This is a genomic window from Geodermatophilus sp. SYSU D01176, from assembly GCF_054050015.1.
In genome coordinates this window covers 23,250-41,053 of sequence record NZ_JBJGYN010000018.1, presented here as the reverse complement: position 1 = coordinate 41,053, position 17,804 = coordinate 23,250, and the positions used below count along the sequence as shown (strand labels likewise).

Below are 17,804 nucleotides of genomic sequence, written 5' to 3'. Positions count from 1 at the left end.
CATCCGGACACACGGCGTCCACACCGGTGTCCACAGGCTGTGCACGCTCGACGACGCATGCGCACCGACATCCGTGCGTGCGGGCCGGGCAGAGGCATCGCCCCAGGTCAGGGAGCGAGTCGTCACGGGTCTCCGGAGGGCGTGGTGATCGGTCGACACCATCGGGGCGCCCCTGCGCCGGACGTCGGTGTCCGGTGTGGAGCGACGGCGACGCTAACAGCCCCGTCCACAGCCCGGCAACGAGCCCGCACGGAGCTCCCGGCGTGCCGCGGGGCGTGTCGTGTCCCGTCCCCGGCGCGGCACCGCGGGTGCGCCGTCCGCCGTGGGCGACCCTGGGCAGTCGGCGTCCGGGCGGGCCGCCGGTCCCCGCTCTCCCTCGGCTATGCTGGCGGCTGAACTGTGGACGGGGAGCCGGCTCCCGCCGTGTGCCCGTCCCTGTCGTGCGTGCCCGCCTGCCGGTGGGCGCGCCCCGTCGATGTCGTGTAGTGGGAGTACCTCGTGAGCAAGCGCACGTTCCAGCCGAACAACCGCCGCCGGTCCAAGACCCACGGCTTCCGGCTGCGGATGCGCACCCGCGCGGGCCGGGCGATCATCGCCGGCCGTCGGCGCAAGGGTCGCGAGAAGCTCTCCGCCTGAGGTGCTGCCCGCGCAGGCCCGCCTGCGCCGGCGTCCGGAGTTCACCGCGGTCGTCCGGTCCGGCAGGCGTGCCGGGCGACCGACCATGGTGCTCCACTACCTCCCCGAACGGCCCGTGACCCCGACCCCCGGCGACGCCGGGTCGGTCGGCGGTCCACGGGCCGGCTTCGTGGTGGGCAAGGCGGTGGGCAACTCCGTGGTGCGCCACCGCGTGACCCGGCGGCTGCGTGCGGTGGTCCTCGACCAGCTCGACCGGCTGCCCCCCACGGCGGATCTGGTGGTCCGCGCCCGGCCGGAGGCGGCCGACGCCACCTCGGCCGACCTGCGCCGGGACCTCAGCGCGGGGCTCGACCGCGTCCTCCGGGTCCGCACCCGGTGAGCGCCGACCCGGGCACCGAGCGCCCCGAGCAGCTGGCTGCCGAGCGTGGCGGACGCCGTCCGGTCGCCCGCGCCCTGCTGGCCGCCGTCGCCTTCTACCAGCGGGCGATCAGCCCGGCGTTCCCCCCGCGCTGCCGCTTCCAGCCCACGTGCAGCGCCTACGCCGCCGAGGCGATCGCCGTCCACGGCGCGGGCCGGGGCACCTGGCTGGCGCTGCGCCGGCTGCTCAAGTGCGCCCCCTGGCACCCCGGTGGCCTCGACCTGGTGCCGCCCCGCACGTCCCCGCCCGGAACCGTCCGACCCGTCCCGTCGGCACCCCGCCGGGCCCCGCAGGAGGAGTCCCCCGTTGCTTGACTGGCTGTACACCGCCATCTCCTGGGTCATGGCCCAGTGGCACGCGCTGTGGAGCTCCGTCCTCGGTGATCCCGAGGCCGGCACCGGCCTGTCGGGTCTGGCCTGGGCGCTGTCGATCGTCTTCCTCGTCGTCACCGTCCGGTTGATCCTGTTCCCGCTGTTCGTCAAGCAGGTGAAGTCGCAGCGGGCGATGCAGGAGCTCCAGCCGGAGATCCAGAAGCTGCGGAAGCAGTACGGCAGCGACCGGCAGGGCTTCGCGGTCGCGATGCAGAAGCTGCAGAAGGAGCGGAACGTCAGCCCGCTGGCCGGCTGCCTGCCGATCCTGCCGCAGATCCCGGTCTTCCTGTCGCTCTTCCACGTCCTGCGGCGGCTCGCGCCGGACGCCCAGGGCCTCTACAGCTGGGACGACCAGCTCACCGACGAGGCGGCGCGGGCGCCGTTCTTCGGGGCGCCGATCTCGTCGTCGTTCTTCATGAGCGGGCCGAAGGAAGACGCGATCCTCGAGATCACCGGCGGCTACGCCAACATCTGGATCGTCGCGTTCGTGCTCATCGTGATCATGAGCTTCACGACGTTCTTCACGCAGAAGCAGATCATGCGGCGCTCGGGCCCGGTCGAGGGTCAGGCCGCGATGGTGCAGAAGATGCTGCTCTACGTGATGCCGCTGGGCCTGTTCGTCTCCGGGTTCCTCTTCCCGATCGGCGTCCTCCTCTACTGGTTCACCAACAACCTGTGGACCCTGGGCCAGCAGTTCTTCATCCTGCGCAAGATGCCGCCGCCCGGCTCCGACGCCGCGAAGGCCAAGGCGGCCAAGGACGGGACCGGCGCCGAGAAGCCGGCCGTCGACCCCAAGACCCTGGCCCCCCGGCCCGGCGCCAAGCCGGTCCGCCCGAAGAGCGGCCGCACCGCGGCGCCGGCCTCGACCGTCGACCCGGCCAACCCGACCGGCGACCCGACCGGCGACACGACGGCGGCCGACGACGTCGCCGCCCCCAGCGGTGCCACCGCAGCCGGCGCCGACGGCCAGCCCCCGGTACCCCGCTCGTCGAGCGGGCGCCCGCGCAGCGGCGCGGGGCGCGGCAGCCAGGGCCCGGCCAACCGCGGCAAGCGCAAGCGCCGCTGACCCGGCGCGTGCGGCGTCCCCCGGGGACGCCCGCGCCGGCCGACGACCACCGGGGCCGACCCCGGACGCCCGCCCCGACTGGGAGGACACGCCATGAGCGCCCCACAGCACCCCACCGATCCGGCCGGCCCCGTCAGCGAGGCCACCTCCGGCGCGGTCCTGAGCCCGGTGCCCGCCGACGCCGGGGTCCCGGCGCAGCCGGACCTGCCCGACCCCGACGACGAGGGGGCCGACGCCGCGCTGGAGCCGGTCGACGACGACGACGCCGGCGCCGACGACCTCCTGGTCCGCGAGGGCGACGTCGCCGGGGACTACCTCGAGCGGCTGCTCGACATCCTCGACGTGGACGGCGACATCGACCTCGACGTGGAGGGCGACCGGGCCTCGGTGGCCATCGTCGGCGGCGACCTCAAGGACCTCGTGGGGTCCGACGGCTCGGTGCTCGAGGCGCTGCAGGAGCTCACCCGGCTCGCCGTCGCCCAGTCCACCGGCGTGCGGAGCCGGCTGATGCTCGACATCGGGGGGTTCCGGGCCCGGCGCCGGGCCGACCTGACCTCGCTGGCGGCCGAGACCGCCCGCCGGGTCGCGGCGAGCCGGCAGCCGGAGCGGCTGGCGGCGATGAACCCGTTCGAGCGCAAGGTCGTGCACGACGTCATCGCCGGTGTCCCCGGGGTGTACAGCGAGTCCGAGGGCGAGGAGCCCAACCGCCGCGTCGTGGTGCTGCCGGATCGGTGACCGAGTCCGCCTCCCCTGACACAGGTGCCCCCGCCGTCCCACCCGCCCCGGAGGTCGCCCGGTCGGTGTTCGGGCCGGGGATGGCCGACGCCGAGCGCTACGTCGCCCGGCTGGCCACCGATGGGGTGACCCGCGGGCTGATCGGGCCCCGCGAGGTGCCCCGGCTGTGGGAGCGGCACGTGCTCAACAGCGCCGCGGTCGCGGACGCCGTCCCGCCGGGTGCCCGGGTGGTGGACGTCGGCAGCGGGGCCGGGCTGCCCGGCATCCCGCTGGCGCTGGCCCGGCCGGACCTCCGGCTCACCCTCGTCGAGCCGATGGCCCGGCGGGTGGAGTTCCTCGAGGAGGTCGTCGCGGAGCTCGGCGCGCCCTGGCGGGTGGTCCGCGGCCGGGCCGAGGAGCGCTCCGTGCGCGCCGCGGTGGGGCCGGTGGACGTCGTCACGGCGCGGGCCGTCGCGGCGCTCCCCCGGCTGGTGTCGTGGTGCCGCGGGCTGCTGCGCCCCGGCGCCCAGCTCGTCGCCCTCGTCGGCTCACGGGCGGTGGCGGAGCTCCCGTCGCTGCTGCCCGAACTCGAGGCAGCCGGCATGCGGGACATCCACACCCGGGCTGTCGGCGCGGGGCTCGGGGAGGCTGCCACTACCGTGGTGGTGTTGACCCGTGGACCGCGATGACGCGCGTTCCACGTGGAACCCGTACCGCTCCCCGCGTCCGTTCCACGTGAAACGGACCGGCAGGAAGGACCTGAGATGACCGACCCCGGCCAGCGGCTGCGGAGCAGCCTCGCCGGCGACCAGTCGGCCTCCGCAGTCGAGTTCGACAGCCCCATCGCGATGGAGGCGCTGCGGGCCACCCAGGTCCTGCACGCCGCCGACCAGGAGCCCTTCCCCCCGCCAGGGCGCATCCGTGTCATCACCATCGCCAACCAGAAGGGCGGCGTCGGGAAGACCACCTCGTCGGTCAACCTGGGGGTCGCGCTGGCGCTCTACGGCCTGCGGACGCTGGTGATCGACCTGGACCCGCAGGGCAACACGAGCACCGCCCTCGGCGTCGACCACAGCGTGGGGACGCCGTCGGTGTACGACGCCCTGGTCGGGGACAGCTCGCTGGCGGAGGTCGTGCACCCGACGACGGCCACGCCCCTGCTGTCCTGCGTCCCGGCGACGATCGACCTGGCCGGTGCGGAGATCGAGCTGGTCTCCGTCGTCGCCCGCGAGTACCGGCTGCGCCGGGCGATCGAGACCTACCTCCATGAGCTCCCGCCGGAGCGGCGCCCGCACTACGTGCTCATCGACTGCCCGCCGTCGCTGGGGCTGCTCACGCTGAACGCCCTCGTGGCCGGGGACGAGGTGCTCATCCCCATCCAGTGCGAGTACTACGCGCTCGAGGGTCTCGGGCAGCTGCTCAACAACATCGACCTGGTCCGCCGGCACCTCAACCCGGGCATCGCCGTCCGCACCATCCTGCTGACGATGTACGACGGGCGGACGAAGCTCGCCGACCAGGTCGCCGAGGAGGTCCGCAACCACTTCGGCAGCCTGGTGCTGGACGCCGTCATCCCACGGAACGTGCGAGTCTCGGAAGCTCCGGGCTACGGGCAGTCGGTGGTCACCTACGACCCCGGATCCCGCGGCTCGACCAGCTACGTCGAGGCCGCCCGCGAGCTGGCCCACCGGGGGGTCTCCCTCCCGCCGCTGCCCTCGCGCCCGACCCCCGGCCGTCCCGTCGCGGCCCCCCTGGGCTCCGCGCCCGATGTCATGGCGTTTCCCGACTCCGACGCGACCACCGTCCCCGTCCCCACGTCCGCTGAGGAGAACAAGGCATGAGCAAGCGCGGTGGTCTCGGTCGGGGGCTGGCGGCGCTGATCCCCACCAGCGCACCGGACGACGAGCAGCCCACCCTGCTCGGCGCCGAGGACGACACCGCTGGTCAGGACGCTGTCGCCGAGGCCGCACCGGCGCCCCCGGCCGCTCCCCCGGTCCACCTGCTCCCCCCGGCCGCCCAGGCCGCGGCGACGGTGGCCGCGCAGGCCGAGGCGGCCGTCGGCGTCCCCGGCGCGCAGCTGCGCGAGGTCGCGGTCGTCGACGTCGTCCCCAACCCCAAGCAGCCCCGCCAGGTCTTCGACGACGAGGCGCTGGACGAGCTCACGCACTCGGTGCGCGAGTTCGGCCTGCTGCAGCCGATCGTCGTGCGCGAGCGCGCCGAGGGCGGCTACGAGCTCATCATGGGCGAGCGCCGGCTGCGCGCCGCCCGCGCCGCCGACCTGAAGTTCGTGCCGGCGATCATCCGGGACACCACCGACGACGCCCTGCTGCGCGACGCCCTGCTGGAGAACATCCACCGGGTCCAGCTCAACCCGCTGGAGGAGGCCGCCGCCTACCAGCAGCTGCTGGAGGAGTTCGGCGCCACCCACGAGGAACTGGCCGGCCGGATCGGCCGCAGCCGCTCGCAGGTCACCAACACCATCCGGCTGCTCAAGCTGCCGGTGAAGGTGCAGACCCGCGTCGCCGCCGGCGTCATCTCCGCCGGCCACGCCCGGGCCCTGCTCGGTCTGCCGGACGCCCAGAAGCAGGAGGCGCTGGCCGCGCGCATCGTCGCCGAGGGGATGTCGGTGCGGGCCACCGAGGAGGCGGTCGCGCTGGCCGTCGCCGAGGAGCCGGCCGCCAAGCGCCGGCCGCGGAAGTTCTCCGCGCCGGGCGTCGAGGACCTCGCCGGCCGGCTGTCGGACGCCTTCGAGACCAACGTGAAGATCCAGATCGGCCGGGCGAAGGGCCGCATCGTCGTCGAGTTCGGATCGGTCGACGACCTGCAGCGCATCATCGGCCAGATGGCCCCGGACATCACCGGACGCCCTCCCGAGGAGTGATCAGACCACCGAGGCCCGGTTCCGTCACAGGACGGAACCGGGCCTCGGTCGTACGGGCTTCAGCGGGTGAGCGCGGCTCGCCGGGTCAGCAGTCGGGCGAGGACGTCGCCCAGCGAGGAGCCGGCGGCCTCGACCGCCATCGGGAACATGGACGTCTCGGTCAGCCCCGGCGACACGTTCACCTCGAGGAAGTGCACCCCGCCGTCCGGGGTGACGATCGCGTCGGTGCGGGACAGGTCGGCCAGGCCGAGCACCTCGTGCACCCGGACGGCGATCTCCGCGGCCCGGGCCGCCACCTCCGCGGACACCCGTGCCGGAGCGTGGTACTCGGTGAGGCCCGGGGTGTAGCGGGCGGTGTAGTCGAAGACGCCCGACTCGGGGGCGATCTCCACCGCCGGCAGCGCCTCGGGCCCGTCGCCGAGGTCGACCACGGACAGGGCCAGCTCCACGCCCTCGACGTAGCGCTCGACCATGACGGTGTCGCCGTAGGCGAAGCAGCTCACCATCGCGGCGGGGAGGTCCTCGATGCGGCTGACCTTCTGCACGCCCAACGCGGAGCCGCCCGAGGCCGGCTTGACCATGAGCGGCAGGCCCAGGCGGGCGACGATCAGGTCCAGCACCGCGCCCGCGCCCAGCTCCCGGAAGGTGCTGTGCGGGAGGGCCACCCAGTCCGGCGTGGTCACCCCGGCGGAGCGGACGACGGACTTCGCGGCCGGCTTGTCCCAGGCCAGCCGGCAGGCCGCGGCCGGGGAACCGACGTAGGGGACGCCGGCCAGGTCGAGGACCGCCCGGAGGGCGCCGTCCTCCCCCGTGGCCCCGTGCAGCGCGATGAAGACGGCGTCGGCCGGGGCAGCGGCGAGACCGGGCAGCAATTCGGCGTCGGCGTCGCGCAGCTCGGCCTCGACGCCGGCGCGGGCGAGCTCCTCGGCGACCTGGGTGCCCGAGGAGAGGCTGACCTCCCGCTCGACGTTCAGCCCACCGGCGAGGACGACGGTGCGCAGCGGGTGCACCGCTGCGCGGGGCACGGTGGCGGCAGCGGGCGCGGGCTCGCTCATGGGTGGTCCTCGTATCGGTCGCTGTTGGCCGGGCCGACGATGTCCGCCCCGTCCCCGGTGTACGGCCCGGGGACGGCCCGGAAGGTGCCGGTGTCCACGCCGTCGAAGGTGGAGTGCAGATCGAGCTCGGCCTCGATGACGCGGGCCAGCCGGCGCACCCCCTCGCGGATCTGGGGCGGCTCGGGGTAGCAGTAGGACAGCCGCATGTACTCGCGGCCCGCTCCGTCGGCGTAGAAGCCGATGCCCGGCACGTAGGCCACGTGCGCGTTGACCGCGCGGGGCTGCATGAGCTTGGCGTCCAGGCCGTGCGGCAGCTTCAGCCACACGTAGAAGCCGCCGTCCGGACGGGTCCAGGTGGTGCCCGGCGGCATGAGTGCCTCGAGCGACTCCAGGGTGGCGTCGCGCCGTTCCCGGTACAGCTCGACGAAGTGCTTGATCTGCTCCCGCCACGGCTGCGTGTCCAGGTACCGGGCGACGGCGTACTGGGTCAGCGACGGCGGGCACAGCACCTGCGCCTCGGTCGCCAGCACCAGCTTCTCGCGGACGGCGAGCGGCGCGAGCACCCAGCCGACCCGCAGGCCCGGGGAGAACGTCTTGGAGAACGAACCGAGGTAGATGACCCGCCGGTCGTCCCGCGCGCGCAGGGCCCGCATGGGCTCGCGGTCGAAGCCGAGCAGGCCGTAGGGGTTGTCCTCGATGACCAGCAGGTCGTAGCGCTCGGCGATCTCCATGACCGCCTGGCGCCGCGGCTCGGACAGCGTCACGCCGGCCGGGTTGTGGTAGTTCGGCACCGTGTAGAGGAACTTCACCCGGTCGCCGGCGGCCCGGCACTCCAGCAGCGTCTGCTCCAGCGCCTCGGGGATCAGCCCGTCGTCGTCCATGGGGACGTGCCGCACCCGCGCCTCGGCCGCCTGGAAGACCCCGAGCGCGCCGACGTAGGAGGGGCCCTCGGCGAGGACCACGTCGCCGGGATCGCAGAAGACGCGGGTCACCAGGTCCAGCCCCTGCTGGGAGCCGACGGTGACGACGACCTCGCTGGGCGAGGCGTCGGTGATGCCCTCCAGCGCCATGACGTCGCAGATCCGCTCGCGCAGCCGCGGGTCGCCCTGACCGGAGCCGTACTGCAGCGTCTGCGCGCCCATCCCGGACACCAGCTCGCCGATCATCGAGCCGACCGCGTCCAGCGGCAGTGCGGTGACCGCGGGCATGCCGCCGGCCAGCGAGACGACCTCGGGGCGGCTGACGACGGAGAACAGCGCTCGGATCTCCGAGGTCTTCATCCCGTGCGTACGTGCTGCGTACCGGTCCGCCAGCGGGTCCAGCCGCGGGTGGCGCGGAGCGGGGTGGTGCACACCGGGGCCCGGGGGTGTTCCGGGCTGGAGATCGGCCACGTCCCGAGTGTAGGGAGCCACGCGGCCCGGCCCACCGGGGACACGGCGCGAGGACGGACTGGTCCGCTCCCGCCCGTCACAGTGACACCGACGTCCTACCGGACGACACCGCGGCCAGGTGCCGTCCCCCGACGCGCTGAGCCCACTCGGCGCTCCTCGCGGAGGCCTCCGGCCCCCACTCCTCGCACCGCCCCGCAGGGCGGCTCGCCTCCCTCAGCGCTTCGCGGGCAGGACGAACGTGCCGGTGGGCGGGTCGGCCTCGGCGGGGAGGAACAGCCGCTGGACGGCGGCGAGGACGGCGCTGGCGACGGTGCTGCGCAGGCGGGCGTCGAGCAGCAGCAGCCGGTCCACCGGGTGGGAGAGGTAGCCGCAGTCGAGCCGGACGGCGGGCATCCGGCTCATCCGCAGCAGGTCCCACGTCTTGGGGTGCGACCCCAGGTCGAGCATGCCGGTGCGGGCCACGACCTCGCGGCGCACCAGGTTGGCGAACTGCTCGCCCACCGTCGAGGAGGCCCCCGAGCCGGTGCCGTAGTAGTAGCTGGCCACCCCGCGGGCGTGCTCGGAGCGGTGCGCGTCGGTGTGCAGCGAGAGGAACAGGTCGGCACGGGCGTCGTTGGCGAACGCCGTCCGCTCGGCCGGGCTGGGGTCCTGGTCCCGGCCGCGGGTCAGGTACACGGTGGCGCCGGCCGCGGCGAGCCGGCCCTCGATGCGGGAGGCGAGGTCGAGCACCAGGTCGGCCTCGGTGGTCTCGCCGGCGGTGAAGCCGGTGTCCGTGCCGCCGTGACCGGGGTCGATGACGATCCGCCGGCCGATGAGGTGCGGGCCGCTCTCCACGAAGCTGGCGCTCTGCCGGAGCAGCTGCGGCCGCCCGCCGGTGACCTTGCGGCCGAGCTGCCGCAGCGCCCGCAGGGTGGCCGGCCCGCAGGTGCCGTCGGAGGTCAGTCCGTAGTCCCGCTGGAAGGCGCGCAGCCCGTGCTCGGTCTCCGCGCCGAAGACGCCGTCGACCGGGCCGGCGTCGTAGCCGAGCTCGTGCAGCCGGTCCTGCAGGTTGATCACGTCGTCCCCGCGCATGGGCCGCACCGGGTCGTGGTGCAGCAGCCGGTCGCCGAGGGACCAGCGGGCCTCGGACAGGGCGCGGTAGGTCTCCTCGCCGACGCGGCCGTCGACGGTGAGCCCGCGGACCTGCTGGAAGTGGCGGACGGCGAGCTCGGTGGCGGGGTCGTAGACCACCTGGTCCAGCGACGCGTCGTCCGCGGCGCCCGCCGGGGGGAGCAGGGTGAGGGCGCGCAGGGCGGCGTGCACGTCGGCCACGGCGGGACCACGGTCTCCCGGACCCAGGGGCTGCATGCTGCTGTCGGTTCCCATCGTGGGTCGATTGTGGTCCCCGGGCGCTCGCCCGGCCCGACGGGCCCCCCACGCACGAGAGCCTCCCCCGCCGGGCTGGCGGAGGAGGCCCTGGTGACGTGCTGGAGCGGCCACCCTCCAGGGGGCCCGCGCCGAGCTTGCGAGGCGTGGGGAGGAGGGTGGCCCTTCTGCTTACAGGTAGTCGGCGAGGTCGGAGAGGATCGCGCCCTTCGGCTTGGCGCCGATGATGCTCTTCACCGGCTTGCCGCCCTGGAAGACCGTCATGGTCGGGATGGACATGACCTGGTAGTCGCGGGCGATCTGCGGGTTCTCGTCGATGTTGAGCTTGGCGATCGTCAGCTTGTCACCGTGCTCGGCGGCGATCTCCTCGAGGACGGGGGCGACCATCTTGCACGGTCCGCACCACTCGGCCCAGAAGTCGACGAGGACGGGCTTGTCGCTGCCCAGCACGTCGTCGGCGAAGGTCGCGTCGGTGACCGTCACGGTGTTGCCTGCCATGGTCGTTCTCCTCGTGGCTCGTGGACGGCCGGAGCGCAGGGGCCCCGGCCGGGTGGATCTGTCAGGGACAACTGGTCGAGCGGCAGGTGTATGCCCGCTCAGGGGCCCCCTGCAGGGCAGGGCAGGGGGGTCCGCCGTCAGCGCTCGCCGAAGGCCTCGGCCAGCCAGCGCTCGGCGTCGATGGCCGCCGCGGCGCCGGTGCCCGCGGAGGTGATGGCCTGCCGGTAGATGTGGTCGACCACGTCACCGCAGGCGAAGACGCCCTCGATGTTGGTGCGGGTGGTCGGGTGCTCGACCTGCACGTACCCCTCGTCGTCCAGCTTCAGCTGACCGACGAACAGCTCGCTGCGCGGGTCGTGGCCGATGGCGACGAAGACGCCGGTGACCGGCATCTCCTCGGTGGCGCCGCTGGTGACGTCGGTCAGCTGGACACCGGAGACGGTGTTCTCGCCCAGGACGTCGGTGACCTGCTTGCCGAGGGCCCAGCGGATCTTCTCGTTCTCCTGCGCGCGCTTCTGCATGATCTTGGAAGCGCGCAGCTCCTCCCGCCGGTGGACGACGGTCACCGTCTTGGCGAAGCGGGTGAGGAAGGTGGCCTCCTCCATCGCCGAGTCGCCGCCGCCGACCACGACGATGTCCTGGTCGCGGAAGAAGAAGCCGTCGCAGGTGGCGCAGGCGGAGACGCCGCGGCCGAGCAGCCGGGCCTCGTTGTCCAGGCCGAGGTACCGGTACTTCGAGCCGGTGGCGACGATGACCGCGTGCGCGCGGTGCACCTCGTCGCCGACCTTGACGATCTTCGGCTCGGCGGTGAGGTCGACCTCGCTGACGTCGCGGGCGACCAGCTCGGCGCCGAAGCGCTCGGCCTGGGTGCGCATGTCGTCCATGAGCTGCGGGCCCTGGACCCCCTCGGGGAACCCGGGGAAGTTCTCGACCTCGGTGGTGGTCATCAGCGCGCCGCCGAACTGCGAGCCCTCGAACACCAGCGGGTGCAGGTTCGCCCGGGCAGCGTAGATGGCGGCGGTGTACCCGGCCGGGCCCGACCCGATGATGATCAGGTCACGGACGCCGTCGTGCTCGGCGGGCGGGATCGCGGGTTCCGCGTGCTCCGCCGTCACCGCGGGGCCGGGGGTCGGGTGGTCTGTCGTCACGGGCGGCACAACGGAGATCGTAGGTCGCCCATTCCCCGCCCTAGTCCGCCGGAGTGAGGGTGACCTCGGCGACCTCGGCGGAGAAACCGCCGTCCGCCGGCGCCAGCCCGGTGAGCCACAGCAGAACGTACCGCGTGGTCACCGGCTCGTCGAAGGACAGCTCCGCGGCGTCGCCGAGCTCGCCGTCGGTGACCACCTCGTAGGAGTCGAGGTCGCCCTCGGCCTGGTCGCCGACCCGGACCTCGACCGTGGCACCGGCGGTGCCGCTGACGCCGAGGCCGGCCAGCGCCTGCTCCGAGCCCAGGTCGTAGAGGATCCCGATGCCGTCCTTGAGGTTGCCGAACGCCGGTGACCCGCGGTAGGTCACCGTCGACCAGGCGGTGGACGGGTCCCCGTCGAAGGACAGCGGGACGTCGTCGGGGTTGTCCGGGTCCCCGTCACCGAAGGGGTCGTACACGTCCGCGCCGGTGATGGTGAGGGCGGGGTCGTCGCCGGCGGCGGGGCTCTCCTCGGCGGGGGGTGCGCCGGTCGACGGCGCGCTCGGCGCGGCGGGCTGGTCACCGGTGACGTCGTCGGGCGAGATCACGTTGCCGAGGTAGACCGCCAGCGCGACCACCACGGCCAGCGCCGCCAGCGGCAGGCCGACGACGAGCAGCCGTCGCCGTCCGGCCTGTGCGCGGTCGTCGTCGTGCCGGTCCGTGCCGTCGTCGTCCCCGGCCCCGAGACCGGGCGACAGCGGGAGGAGGTCGTCGTCCTCGTCGTCCGCCTGGTGGGGCCGGCCGGGGACCGGCGGGCGGCCGCGGGCCTCCGGTGGGGGGAAGGCGGTCCCGGAGGAGTCCCGGGTGGGCGCGGGGTCGACCGCGACGTCGTCCCGGGGGCCCTCCGCGCGGTCCTCCTCGCGGCGCTCGCGCAGCCGGCGCAGCCACCCGCTGTCGGACTCGTCGGGGGTGCGCAGCGGCTCCGCGGTGTGCCCGGTGCGGGGGCGCTCGGCGAGCAGGGCGGCCATGGCGGCCACACTGGACAGCCCGCCCCCCGGTTCGGTGGAGCGGGCCCGGCGCACGAGCGCGGCCAGGTCCGGCGGCATCGCCGCCGTCCGGCCGGCGGAGGCCGTACCCGGGCGCCGGCCGGTGAGGCAGTACTCCAGCAGCTCCCCGAGGGCCGCGACGTCGCCCTGGACGCTGCCGCTGGCGGCGGGCACCGAGCGCAGGCCGACCAGCCCGTTGGGCCGCAGGACGACGGTCTCCGGGGTGAGCCCACCGACGGCCAGCCCCACCCGGTGGGCCGCGGCGACGCCCTCGGCCAGCCGGCGCAGCACGGTGCGCGCCTCGCGCTCGGGCATGGGGCCGCCGGCGAGGCTCTCGGCGAGGGTGCGGCCCTCGATCCACTCGTTGACGACGTAGGCGGCGCCGCCCGGGGTCTGCCCGTCGCCGCTGCCCTCGGCGGCGTCGTAGACCATCGCCAGCGCGGGCGTGGCCAGCCCGCCGGCGGTCAGCGCCCGGGTGATCCACTCGCGGGCGGCCGGGCCGCCGGGGGTGTGCACGCGGATGGCGACGTCGCGGTTGAGGATCCGGTCCTTGGCCCGCCAGCAGCGGATGACCCCGGTGGCGGTGGTCTCGGTCGGGCCCACCTCGTCCAGGGGGCGGTACCGGTCGGGGAGCCCGGTGATCGTGGACGTCATCGGTGCGCCCGGCCCCCTGTCCCGTCCCGGCCGGCGGCTGGGTTGCCCCGGCGGCGGCGCCGCGCTGCTCACCTGCGCCCCAGCCGGGCCCGAACGGCCGCCAGGGGCTCCTGCAGCTCGGGGACGCGGGCGAGCACGAGCCCTCCGAGGGTCGCGATGCCGATGACCACGGTACCGAGCAGCAGGAGGCCGAGCGACCCTGCCACCGAGGGGCCCAGCGCACCGTCGGCCAGGGAGACCGCGAGGTGCCCCAGCAGGCCCGCGACGACCGCGACCGCGGCGACGCGCAGCACCGGCGGCAGGGTGGCGCGGGTGTCCAGCGTCCCGAGCCGGCGGCGCAGGACGAGGTGCCCGATCCCCCAGCCGGCCACGTAGGTGAGGCTGGTGACCAGCATCAGCCCGGCCACCACCCGCTCCGGGGGGACGACGACCGGCACGAGCAGGAGCAGCGGCACCCGGACGGAGACCATCCCCAGCTGGATCAGCGTGGGGGTGCGCGAGTCCTTCATGGCGTAGAAGACCCGCAGCTGCAGCAGGGTCACCGCCATGGGCAGCAGCCCGAAGGCGCCGACGGCCAGCGCGACGCCGATGGCGCGGGCCTCCTCGAGGCCGGTGTTGCCGCGGGCGAAGGCCACGACGGCCAGCGCCGGGCCCAGCACGGTCAGCGCGGCGCTGACCGGCAGCAGTCCGAGGGCCGACAGGCGCGTGCCGAGGGAGAGGTCGCGCACCACACCGGGGACGTCGGCGCGCGCGGCGGCCCGGCTCATCCGCGGCACCAGCGCGGTCAGCAGCGCGACGCCGATGATCCCGTAGGGCATCTGGAACAGCAGGCTGGCGTTGGCGAAGCCGATCGAGCCCAGCCCGTCCGCGCGCCCGGCGGCGTTGGCGATGCGGGTGGCCACGACCACGCCGACCTGGCTGACCGCCACGTAGCCGATCACCCAGAGGCCGAGGGAGGCCGCCTCGCCCAGGCCGGTGTCGCGCAGCCCCCAGCGGGGGCGCAGCGGGACGCCGGCCCGGCGCAGCAGCGGCAGCAGCACCAGCGCCTGGACGGCGATGCCCAGCGTGGTGCCGACGCCCAGCAGCCACACCTGCCCGGCGGTGATGGTCACCGGCGTGAGCTCCCCGGGGCCGGCAGCGGCGAGGAAGAGCAGGCCGGTGGCGATGACGACGACGTTGTTGAGCACCGGCGCCCAGGCCGGCGGACCGAACACCCCGCGCGAGTTGAGGATCGCCTGCGCCAGGGCCCCCAGGCCGTAGAAGACGATCTCGACCAGCAGGATGCGGGCCAGCCAGGTCGCCAGCCGGTACTGCTCGGGATCGTCGCCGAGGCCGTACAGCGAGGTCAGCAGGGGTGCGGCCAGGATCGCCAGGCCGGTGACGACGACCAGCCCCGTGGTGGCGACCGTGGCCAGCCGCTGGGCGTACGCGGCGCCGTCGTCGTCGTCCCGCTCCTGGGCGCGCACGAGCAGCGGGACGACGACCGAGGTCAGCACCCCGCCGAGCAGCAGCTCGTAGACGATGTTGGGCAGCGTGTTCGAGGTGTTGTAGGCGTCGCCGACGAGGCCGACGCCCAGCGCCGCGGTGAGCACCATCGTGCGCAGCAGCCCGGTGATGCGGGAGACCAGCGTGGCCACCGCCATCGTCCCGGCGGCGCGCAGGATGCCGCGGCTGGCACCGGGCCGGCCCTCGCGGGCCTCGACCTCCTCGTCGGTCTCGTCGACCGGCTGCGGCACCGCGGGCAGCACCGGGATCAGCTGGGTGTCGTCGGGTCCCGGCACCCACCGCGAGGTGCGCCGCGGCGGCGGTACCGGGGGCAGGCCGCGGACGCGCGGCGCCGGCGGTGGGACCGGCGGCAGCGGCCGGCCGCCGGGCGTCGCCCTCGGGTAGGGCGGCGGGGGCAGCGGCAGGGCCGGCGGGGTCCCCGGTCCGGCCACCCGGGGCGGCTCGCGCCGCGCACGGTCGCCGGCCGGCCGGCGCGGGCCCGCAGGAGGCGGCGGCACGGGGGGCAGCGGACGGCGCGGCTGCTCCTCCACGGGACGCTCGCTGACCGGGCCGCCTGGCCGGCGCTCGGCGGCCGCGGGGCTGCTCCGCTCATTGGGTGAGCTCACGAGCTCGCTCACGAGCCCGCCTCGCTGGCGCTCGGCGGCCGAGTGCGCGGGGCTGCTCTGCTCATCGGGTGAGCTCGCACGCTCGCTCACACGGGGCTCCGCGTCGGGGGCAGCGGGACCGCCGCGCCCTCGGGCGCCGGGCCGCCGGGCAGGTCGCCGTCCTCGTCGCCGGGGGTGCCGTGGCGGCGGCGCACCAGGAAGCGCACCAGCCGGCGCAGGAACAGCAGCCCGAGCAGCGCCGCCGCGCCGATCGTGATGACCACCGAGATCGTCCCGTACGCGGTGCTCTGCACCTGCAGCTCCACCGGGTCACCCAGGGGTGCGCCGTCCGGGGTGGTCAGCGTGGCGGCGACGCCGAAGCGGCCGGACTGGCGCACCTCGGTCGGGACCGTCAGCGTCGTCCGCTGCTCGGGGCCGAGGACCTGGTCGCCGAGGTCGCCCACCGCCAGGGCGTTGCCGCGGGTCTGCACCCGCAGCTGCACGCGCAGTGCGAAGGGCAGGTCGTTGCGGACGGTGAGCACGAGCGGGGCGTCGCTGGAGGCCAGGCTGTAGGTGCCGTCGGCCGGGGAGAGCAGGGTGACCCGCTCGAGCAGCCCGCTCACCGTCGTCCGCAGGTCCGCGGCGGCCGCGGCGAACGCCGCGGGGTCGTCCCGCCAGGCCGCCGAGGTGGCCCGGGCGGTCGCGGCGTCCCAGGGAGCCAGCGCCGCGTCCGCGTCGCCGACGACCGCGCCGGCGAGCTGGTTGCGGACGGTGATCGCGGCGGTGACGTCGGCCATGCCGGCGGGCTCGAGCCCGCCGGCGTCCTCGGGCGTCACGAGCTCGCCGGCGTCGGCGACCGGGCCGTCGCCGAGCTGGGCCACGGTGACCGGCCGCAGCCCCGGGAGCTGCGCGGATGCGGCCATCATGGCGCTCACGCCGGCGGGGTTGGCGTCGACCTCGCGCGGCGGGGCCACCAGCAGGCTCTGCCCCGCCGCGGCGTCGCCGGACCGCAGGGTGAGCAGCGCGAGCTCGGCGACGGAGCGCTGCTCGGCGGCGCGGGGACCGCCCGGGGCCAGGGCCGCGGCGCCGGCCAGCCGGCCGAGCGTGCTGTCGGCGACCAGGGCGTCGACCGTGCCGTCCCCGGTGGGCACCGTCGTCCGCGCCGTGGCGGGGCCGTCCAGGCCGACGGCGGCCGAGCCGTCGGTGAGCCCGCTGGGGGCGAGGACGACCTCCTCGACGCCGCCGTCGGCCAGCACGCCGAGCGTCTCCGGGCGCAGCGAGCCGCCGACCGACCAGGCCAGGTCGGTGCGCGCGTCGACGCCCAGGACCTCGCGGAGGATGCCGGCACCGGCCGTGCCCCCGGCCTCGGCCGGCGCGGTGGCCGGCGGCGCGGTCGGGGCGCCGGGGTCGTCCTGCGCCGTTCCGTCGGGGCTGCCCGGGAGGCTGCGGGTGACCACCTCCGAGAGGCCGGCCGCGGTGAGGGCGTCGGCGTCCACGTCGCCGTAGGGCAGCGCGACGACCGGGTGGTCGGCGGCGACGGCCCGCAGCCGCGCGAGGAAGGCGGCGGCCTCGTCGGTGCCGGTCCCCGCGTCCTCCTCGCCGGCGACGGCGTAGGGGCCGTCGGCCATGAGCCGGAGCTCCTCGACCAGCGCGGGGTCCACGGCGAGCGTCACCGGGACGACCGGCGCCGGCTCCCCGCCCTCGGGGGGAACGGTCTCGGGCAGCCGTTCCACGGTGGCCAGGGCCCGGTCCAGCCGTCCGCCGGTCGCCACCTCGTCGGTCAGCCCGTCGTCGACGAACGCGCCGGAGGCGTCGCGGTGGGTGCGTTCGACCAGGGGCCACAGCCAGGCGACGCTGGTCGGCGTGGCCGGCAGCACCGGCGGCCGGACGAGGTAGGTGGTCAGCTCCCCGACCCGGCGGCGCTCCCCGTCGGAGCCGATGCCGTTGAGGTTGAGCAGCACCGGGTAGACGCCGTCGCGGTCGATCGCCAGCGCGTCGGTGGTCGTGGTGAGGGTGAAGGACACCGAGTCGCGGGGGCGCAGCTCGCCGGCGACGGCCTGGAACGGCGTCGAGACGACGGCCGTCGGGTCGGGGTCGTCGGCGACGGCCTGCAGGTCCGCGCGGCCGGCCAGCAGCTCGCCGCGCTGCAGCCGCACGTCGAGGTCGGCGAGCGTCTCGGTGCCGGTGTTGGTCAGCCGGCCCTCGATGGTGACCGGAGCGCCCGGGGCGAGGGTGCGGGGGTCCAGGCGGGTGAGCTCGACGCGCACCGGGCGGTCGTCCGCGGCCTCCTCCGCACCGGGGGCCGGGGTCGCGGGCGCGGCGGCCGCGGTGGGCGCCAGCGCGACGAGGGGGGCGGTGAGCAGCCCGGCCAGGCCGACGGCGAGCGTCGTCCGGCGGGCGGCGCGGCAGGGGCTCGGCGGGACGGACCGGCGGGCGGCGCCTCCGGCAGCCGACCGCCGCCTCACTCCGGCTCCTCGCCCCGGCTCGTCGCCG

Annotated in this window: 16 protein-coding genes; 8 read left to right on the top strand and 8 right to left on the bottom strand. The window is 75.5% G+C overall.

Translation table 11 applies throughout. The features are described from left to right. Nucleotides 1-498 precede the first annotated feature (498 nt). The 8 genes from rpmH to ACI78Z_RS11840 all read left to right on the top strand — a co-directional run bounded on the left by rpmH (nucleotide 499) and on the right by ACI78Z_RS11840 (nucleotide 6,086). Nucleotides 499-636 carry a 50S ribosomal protein L34 gene (rpmH, locus tag ACI78Z_RS11875; RefSeq protein ID WP_089305879.1) on the top strand — a complete coding sequence of 46 codons (138 nt, stop codon included), beginning with the start codon at nucleotides 499-501 and terminating at the stop codon, nucleotides 634-636. A 1-nt stretch (nucleotide 637) separates the two neighbouring features. Then, nucleotides 638-1,015 carry a ribonuclease P protein component gene (gene rnpA, locus ACI78Z_RS11870; protein ID WP_457036739.1) on the top strand — a complete coding sequence of 126 codons (378 nt, stop codon included), beginning with the start codon at nucleotides 638-640 and terminating at the stop codon, nucleotides 1,013-1,015. Continuing rightward, on the top strand, nucleotides 1,012-1,368 hold the full coding sequence (gene yidD, locus ACI78Z_RS11865) for a membrane protein insertion efficiency factor YidD (RefSeq protein ID WP_457036738.1): 357 nt from the start codon (nucleotides 1,012-1,014) through the stop codon (nucleotides 1,366-1,368). Before rnpA ends, yidD begins: the two co-directional genes overlap by 4 nt. After that, the gene (gene yidC, locus ACI78Z_RS11860) at nucleotides 1,361-2,491 is read left to right on the top strand and encodes a membrane protein insertase YidC (RefSeq protein WP_457036737.1); all 1,131 of its coding nucleotides are present in this window, start codon (nucleotides 1,361-1,363) and stop codon (nucleotides 2,489-2,491) included. Before yidD ends, yidC begins: the two co-directional genes overlap by 8 nt. Before the next feature lie 93 nt (nucleotides 2,492-2,584). After that, nucleotides 2,585-3,226: a Jag family protein gene (locus ACI78Z_RS11855; RefSeq protein ID WP_457036736.1), complete on the top strand. Its 642-nt coding sequence runs from the start codon at nucleotides 2,585-2,587 to the stop codon at nucleotides 3,224-3,226. Further along, the gene (rsmG, locus tag ACI78Z_RS11850; RefSeq protein WP_457036735.1) at nucleotides 3,223-3,894 is read left to right on the top strand and encodes a 16S rRNA (guanine(527)-N(7))-methyltransferase RsmG; all 672 of its coding nucleotides are present in this window, start codon (nucleotides 3,223-3,225) and stop codon (nucleotides 3,892-3,894) included. The genes ACI78Z_RS11855 and rsmG overlap by 4 nt, the downstream gene beginning before the upstream one ends. A gap of 75 nt (nucleotides 3,895-3,969) precedes the next feature. Further along, nucleotides 3,970-5,046 carry a ParA family protein gene (locus tag ACI78Z_RS11845; RefSeq protein WP_457036734.1) on the top strand — a complete coding sequence of 359 codons (1,077 nt, stop codon included), beginning with the start codon at nucleotides 3,970-3,972 and terminating at the stop codon, nucleotides 5,044-5,046. Beyond that, nucleotides 5,043-6,086, top strand: a complete 1,044-nt coding sequence (locus ACI78Z_RS11840; RefSeq protein WP_457036733.1) for a ParB/RepB/Spo0J family partition protein — start codon at nucleotides 5,043-5,045, stop codon at nucleotides 6,084-6,086. The genes ACI78Z_RS11845 and ACI78Z_RS11840 overlap by 4 nt, the downstream gene beginning before the upstream one ends. 59 nt (nucleotides 6,087-6,145) lie before the next feature. On the opposite strand, the gene ACI78Z_RS11835 is transcribed toward ACI78Z_RS11840, so the two are convergent. The 8 genes from ACI78Z_RS11835 to ACI78Z_RS11800 form a co-directional block, all read right to left on the bottom strand. Beyond that, nucleotides 6,146-7,141: a D-alanine--D-alanine ligase family protein gene (locus ACI78Z_RS11835; RefSeq protein WP_457036732.1), complete on the bottom strand. Its 996-nt coding sequence runs from the start codon at nucleotides 7,139-7,141 to the stop codon at nucleotides 6,146-6,148. Next, a complete protein-coding gene (locus ACI78Z_RS11830; protein WP_457036731.1) occupies nucleotides 7,138-8,532 on the bottom strand; it encodes an aminotransferase-like domain-containing protein in 1,395 nt (464 codons plus the stop codon). The genes ACI78Z_RS11835 and ACI78Z_RS11830 overlap by 4 nt, the downstream gene beginning before the upstream one ends. Before the next feature lie 213 nt (nucleotides 8,533-8,745). Continuing rightward, a complete protein-coding gene (locus ACI78Z_RS11825) occupies nucleotides 8,746-9,843 on the bottom strand; it encodes an N-acetylmuramoyl-L-alanine amidase (protein WP_457036730.1) in 1,098 nt (365 codons plus the stop codon). Nucleotides 9,844-10,068: 225 nt separating this feature from the next. Continuing rightward, the gene (gene trxA / locus ACI78Z_RS11820) at nucleotides 10,069-10,395 is read right to left on the bottom strand and encodes a thioredoxin (RefSeq protein WP_448621954.1); all 327 of its coding nucleotides are present in this window, start codon (nucleotides 10,393-10,395) and stop codon (nucleotides 10,069-10,071) included. A 137-nt stretch (nucleotides 10,396-10,532) separates the two neighbouring features. After that, entirely contained in the window at nucleotides 10,533-11,543 is a 1,011-nt protein-coding gene (trxB, locus tag ACI78Z_RS11815) for a thioredoxin-disulfide reductase (protein WP_457036729.1), read from the bottom strand. 40 nt (nucleotides 11,544-11,583) lie between these two features. Further along, on the bottom strand, nucleotides 11,584-13,221 hold the full coding sequence (locus ACI78Z_RS11810; RefSeq protein WP_457036728.1) for a hypothetical protein: 1,638 nt from the start codon (nucleotides 13,219-13,221) through the stop codon (nucleotides 11,584-11,586). A gap of 68 nt (nucleotides 13,222-13,289) precedes the next feature. Continuing rightward, nucleotides 13,290-15,344, bottom strand: coding sequence for a murein biosynthesis integral membrane protein MurJ (gene murJ / locus ACI78Z_RS11805; protein WP_457036727.1), 2,055 nt, complete (start codon nucleotides 15,342-15,344; stop codon nucleotides 13,290-13,292). 74 nt (nucleotides 15,345-15,418) lie between these two features. Then, complete coding sequence (locus ACI78Z_RS11800) at nucleotides 15,419-17,776, bottom strand: DUF6049 family protein (protein WP_457036726.1); 2,358 nt, start codon at nucleotides 17,774-17,776, stop codon at nucleotides 15,419-15,421. Nucleotides 17,777-17,804: the final 28 nt, after the last annotated feature.

What these genes read in the sequence shown, in the direction of transcription:
- ACI78Z_RS11855 (WP_457036736.1), top strand. Translation starts at nt 2,585, where the DNA reads ATGAGCGCCCCACAGCACCCCACCGATCCGGCCGGCCCCGTCAGCGAG.
- ACI78Z_RS11845 (WP_457036734.1), top strand. Translation starts at nt 3,970, where the DNA reads ATGACCGACCCCGGCCAGCGGCTGCGGAGCAGCCTCGCCGGCGACCAG.
- ACI78Z_RS11840 (WP_457036733.1), top strand. Translation starts at nt 5,043, where the DNA reads ATGAGCAAGCGCGGTGGTCTCGGTCGGGGGCTGGCGGCGCTGATCCCC.
- ACI78Z_RS11835 (WP_457036732.1), bottom strand. Translation starts at nt 7,141, where the DNA reads ATGAGCGAGCCCGCGCCCGCTGCCGCCACCGTGCCCCGCGCAGCGGTG.
- trxA (WP_448621954.1), bottom strand. Translation starts at nt 10,395, where the DNA reads ATGGCAGGCAACACCGTGACGGTCACCGACGCGACCTTCGCCGACGAC.
- ACI78Z_RS11810 (WP_457036728.1), bottom strand. Translation starts at nt 13,221, where the DNA reads ATGACGTCCACGATCACCGGGCTCCCCGACCGGTACCGCCCCCTGGAC.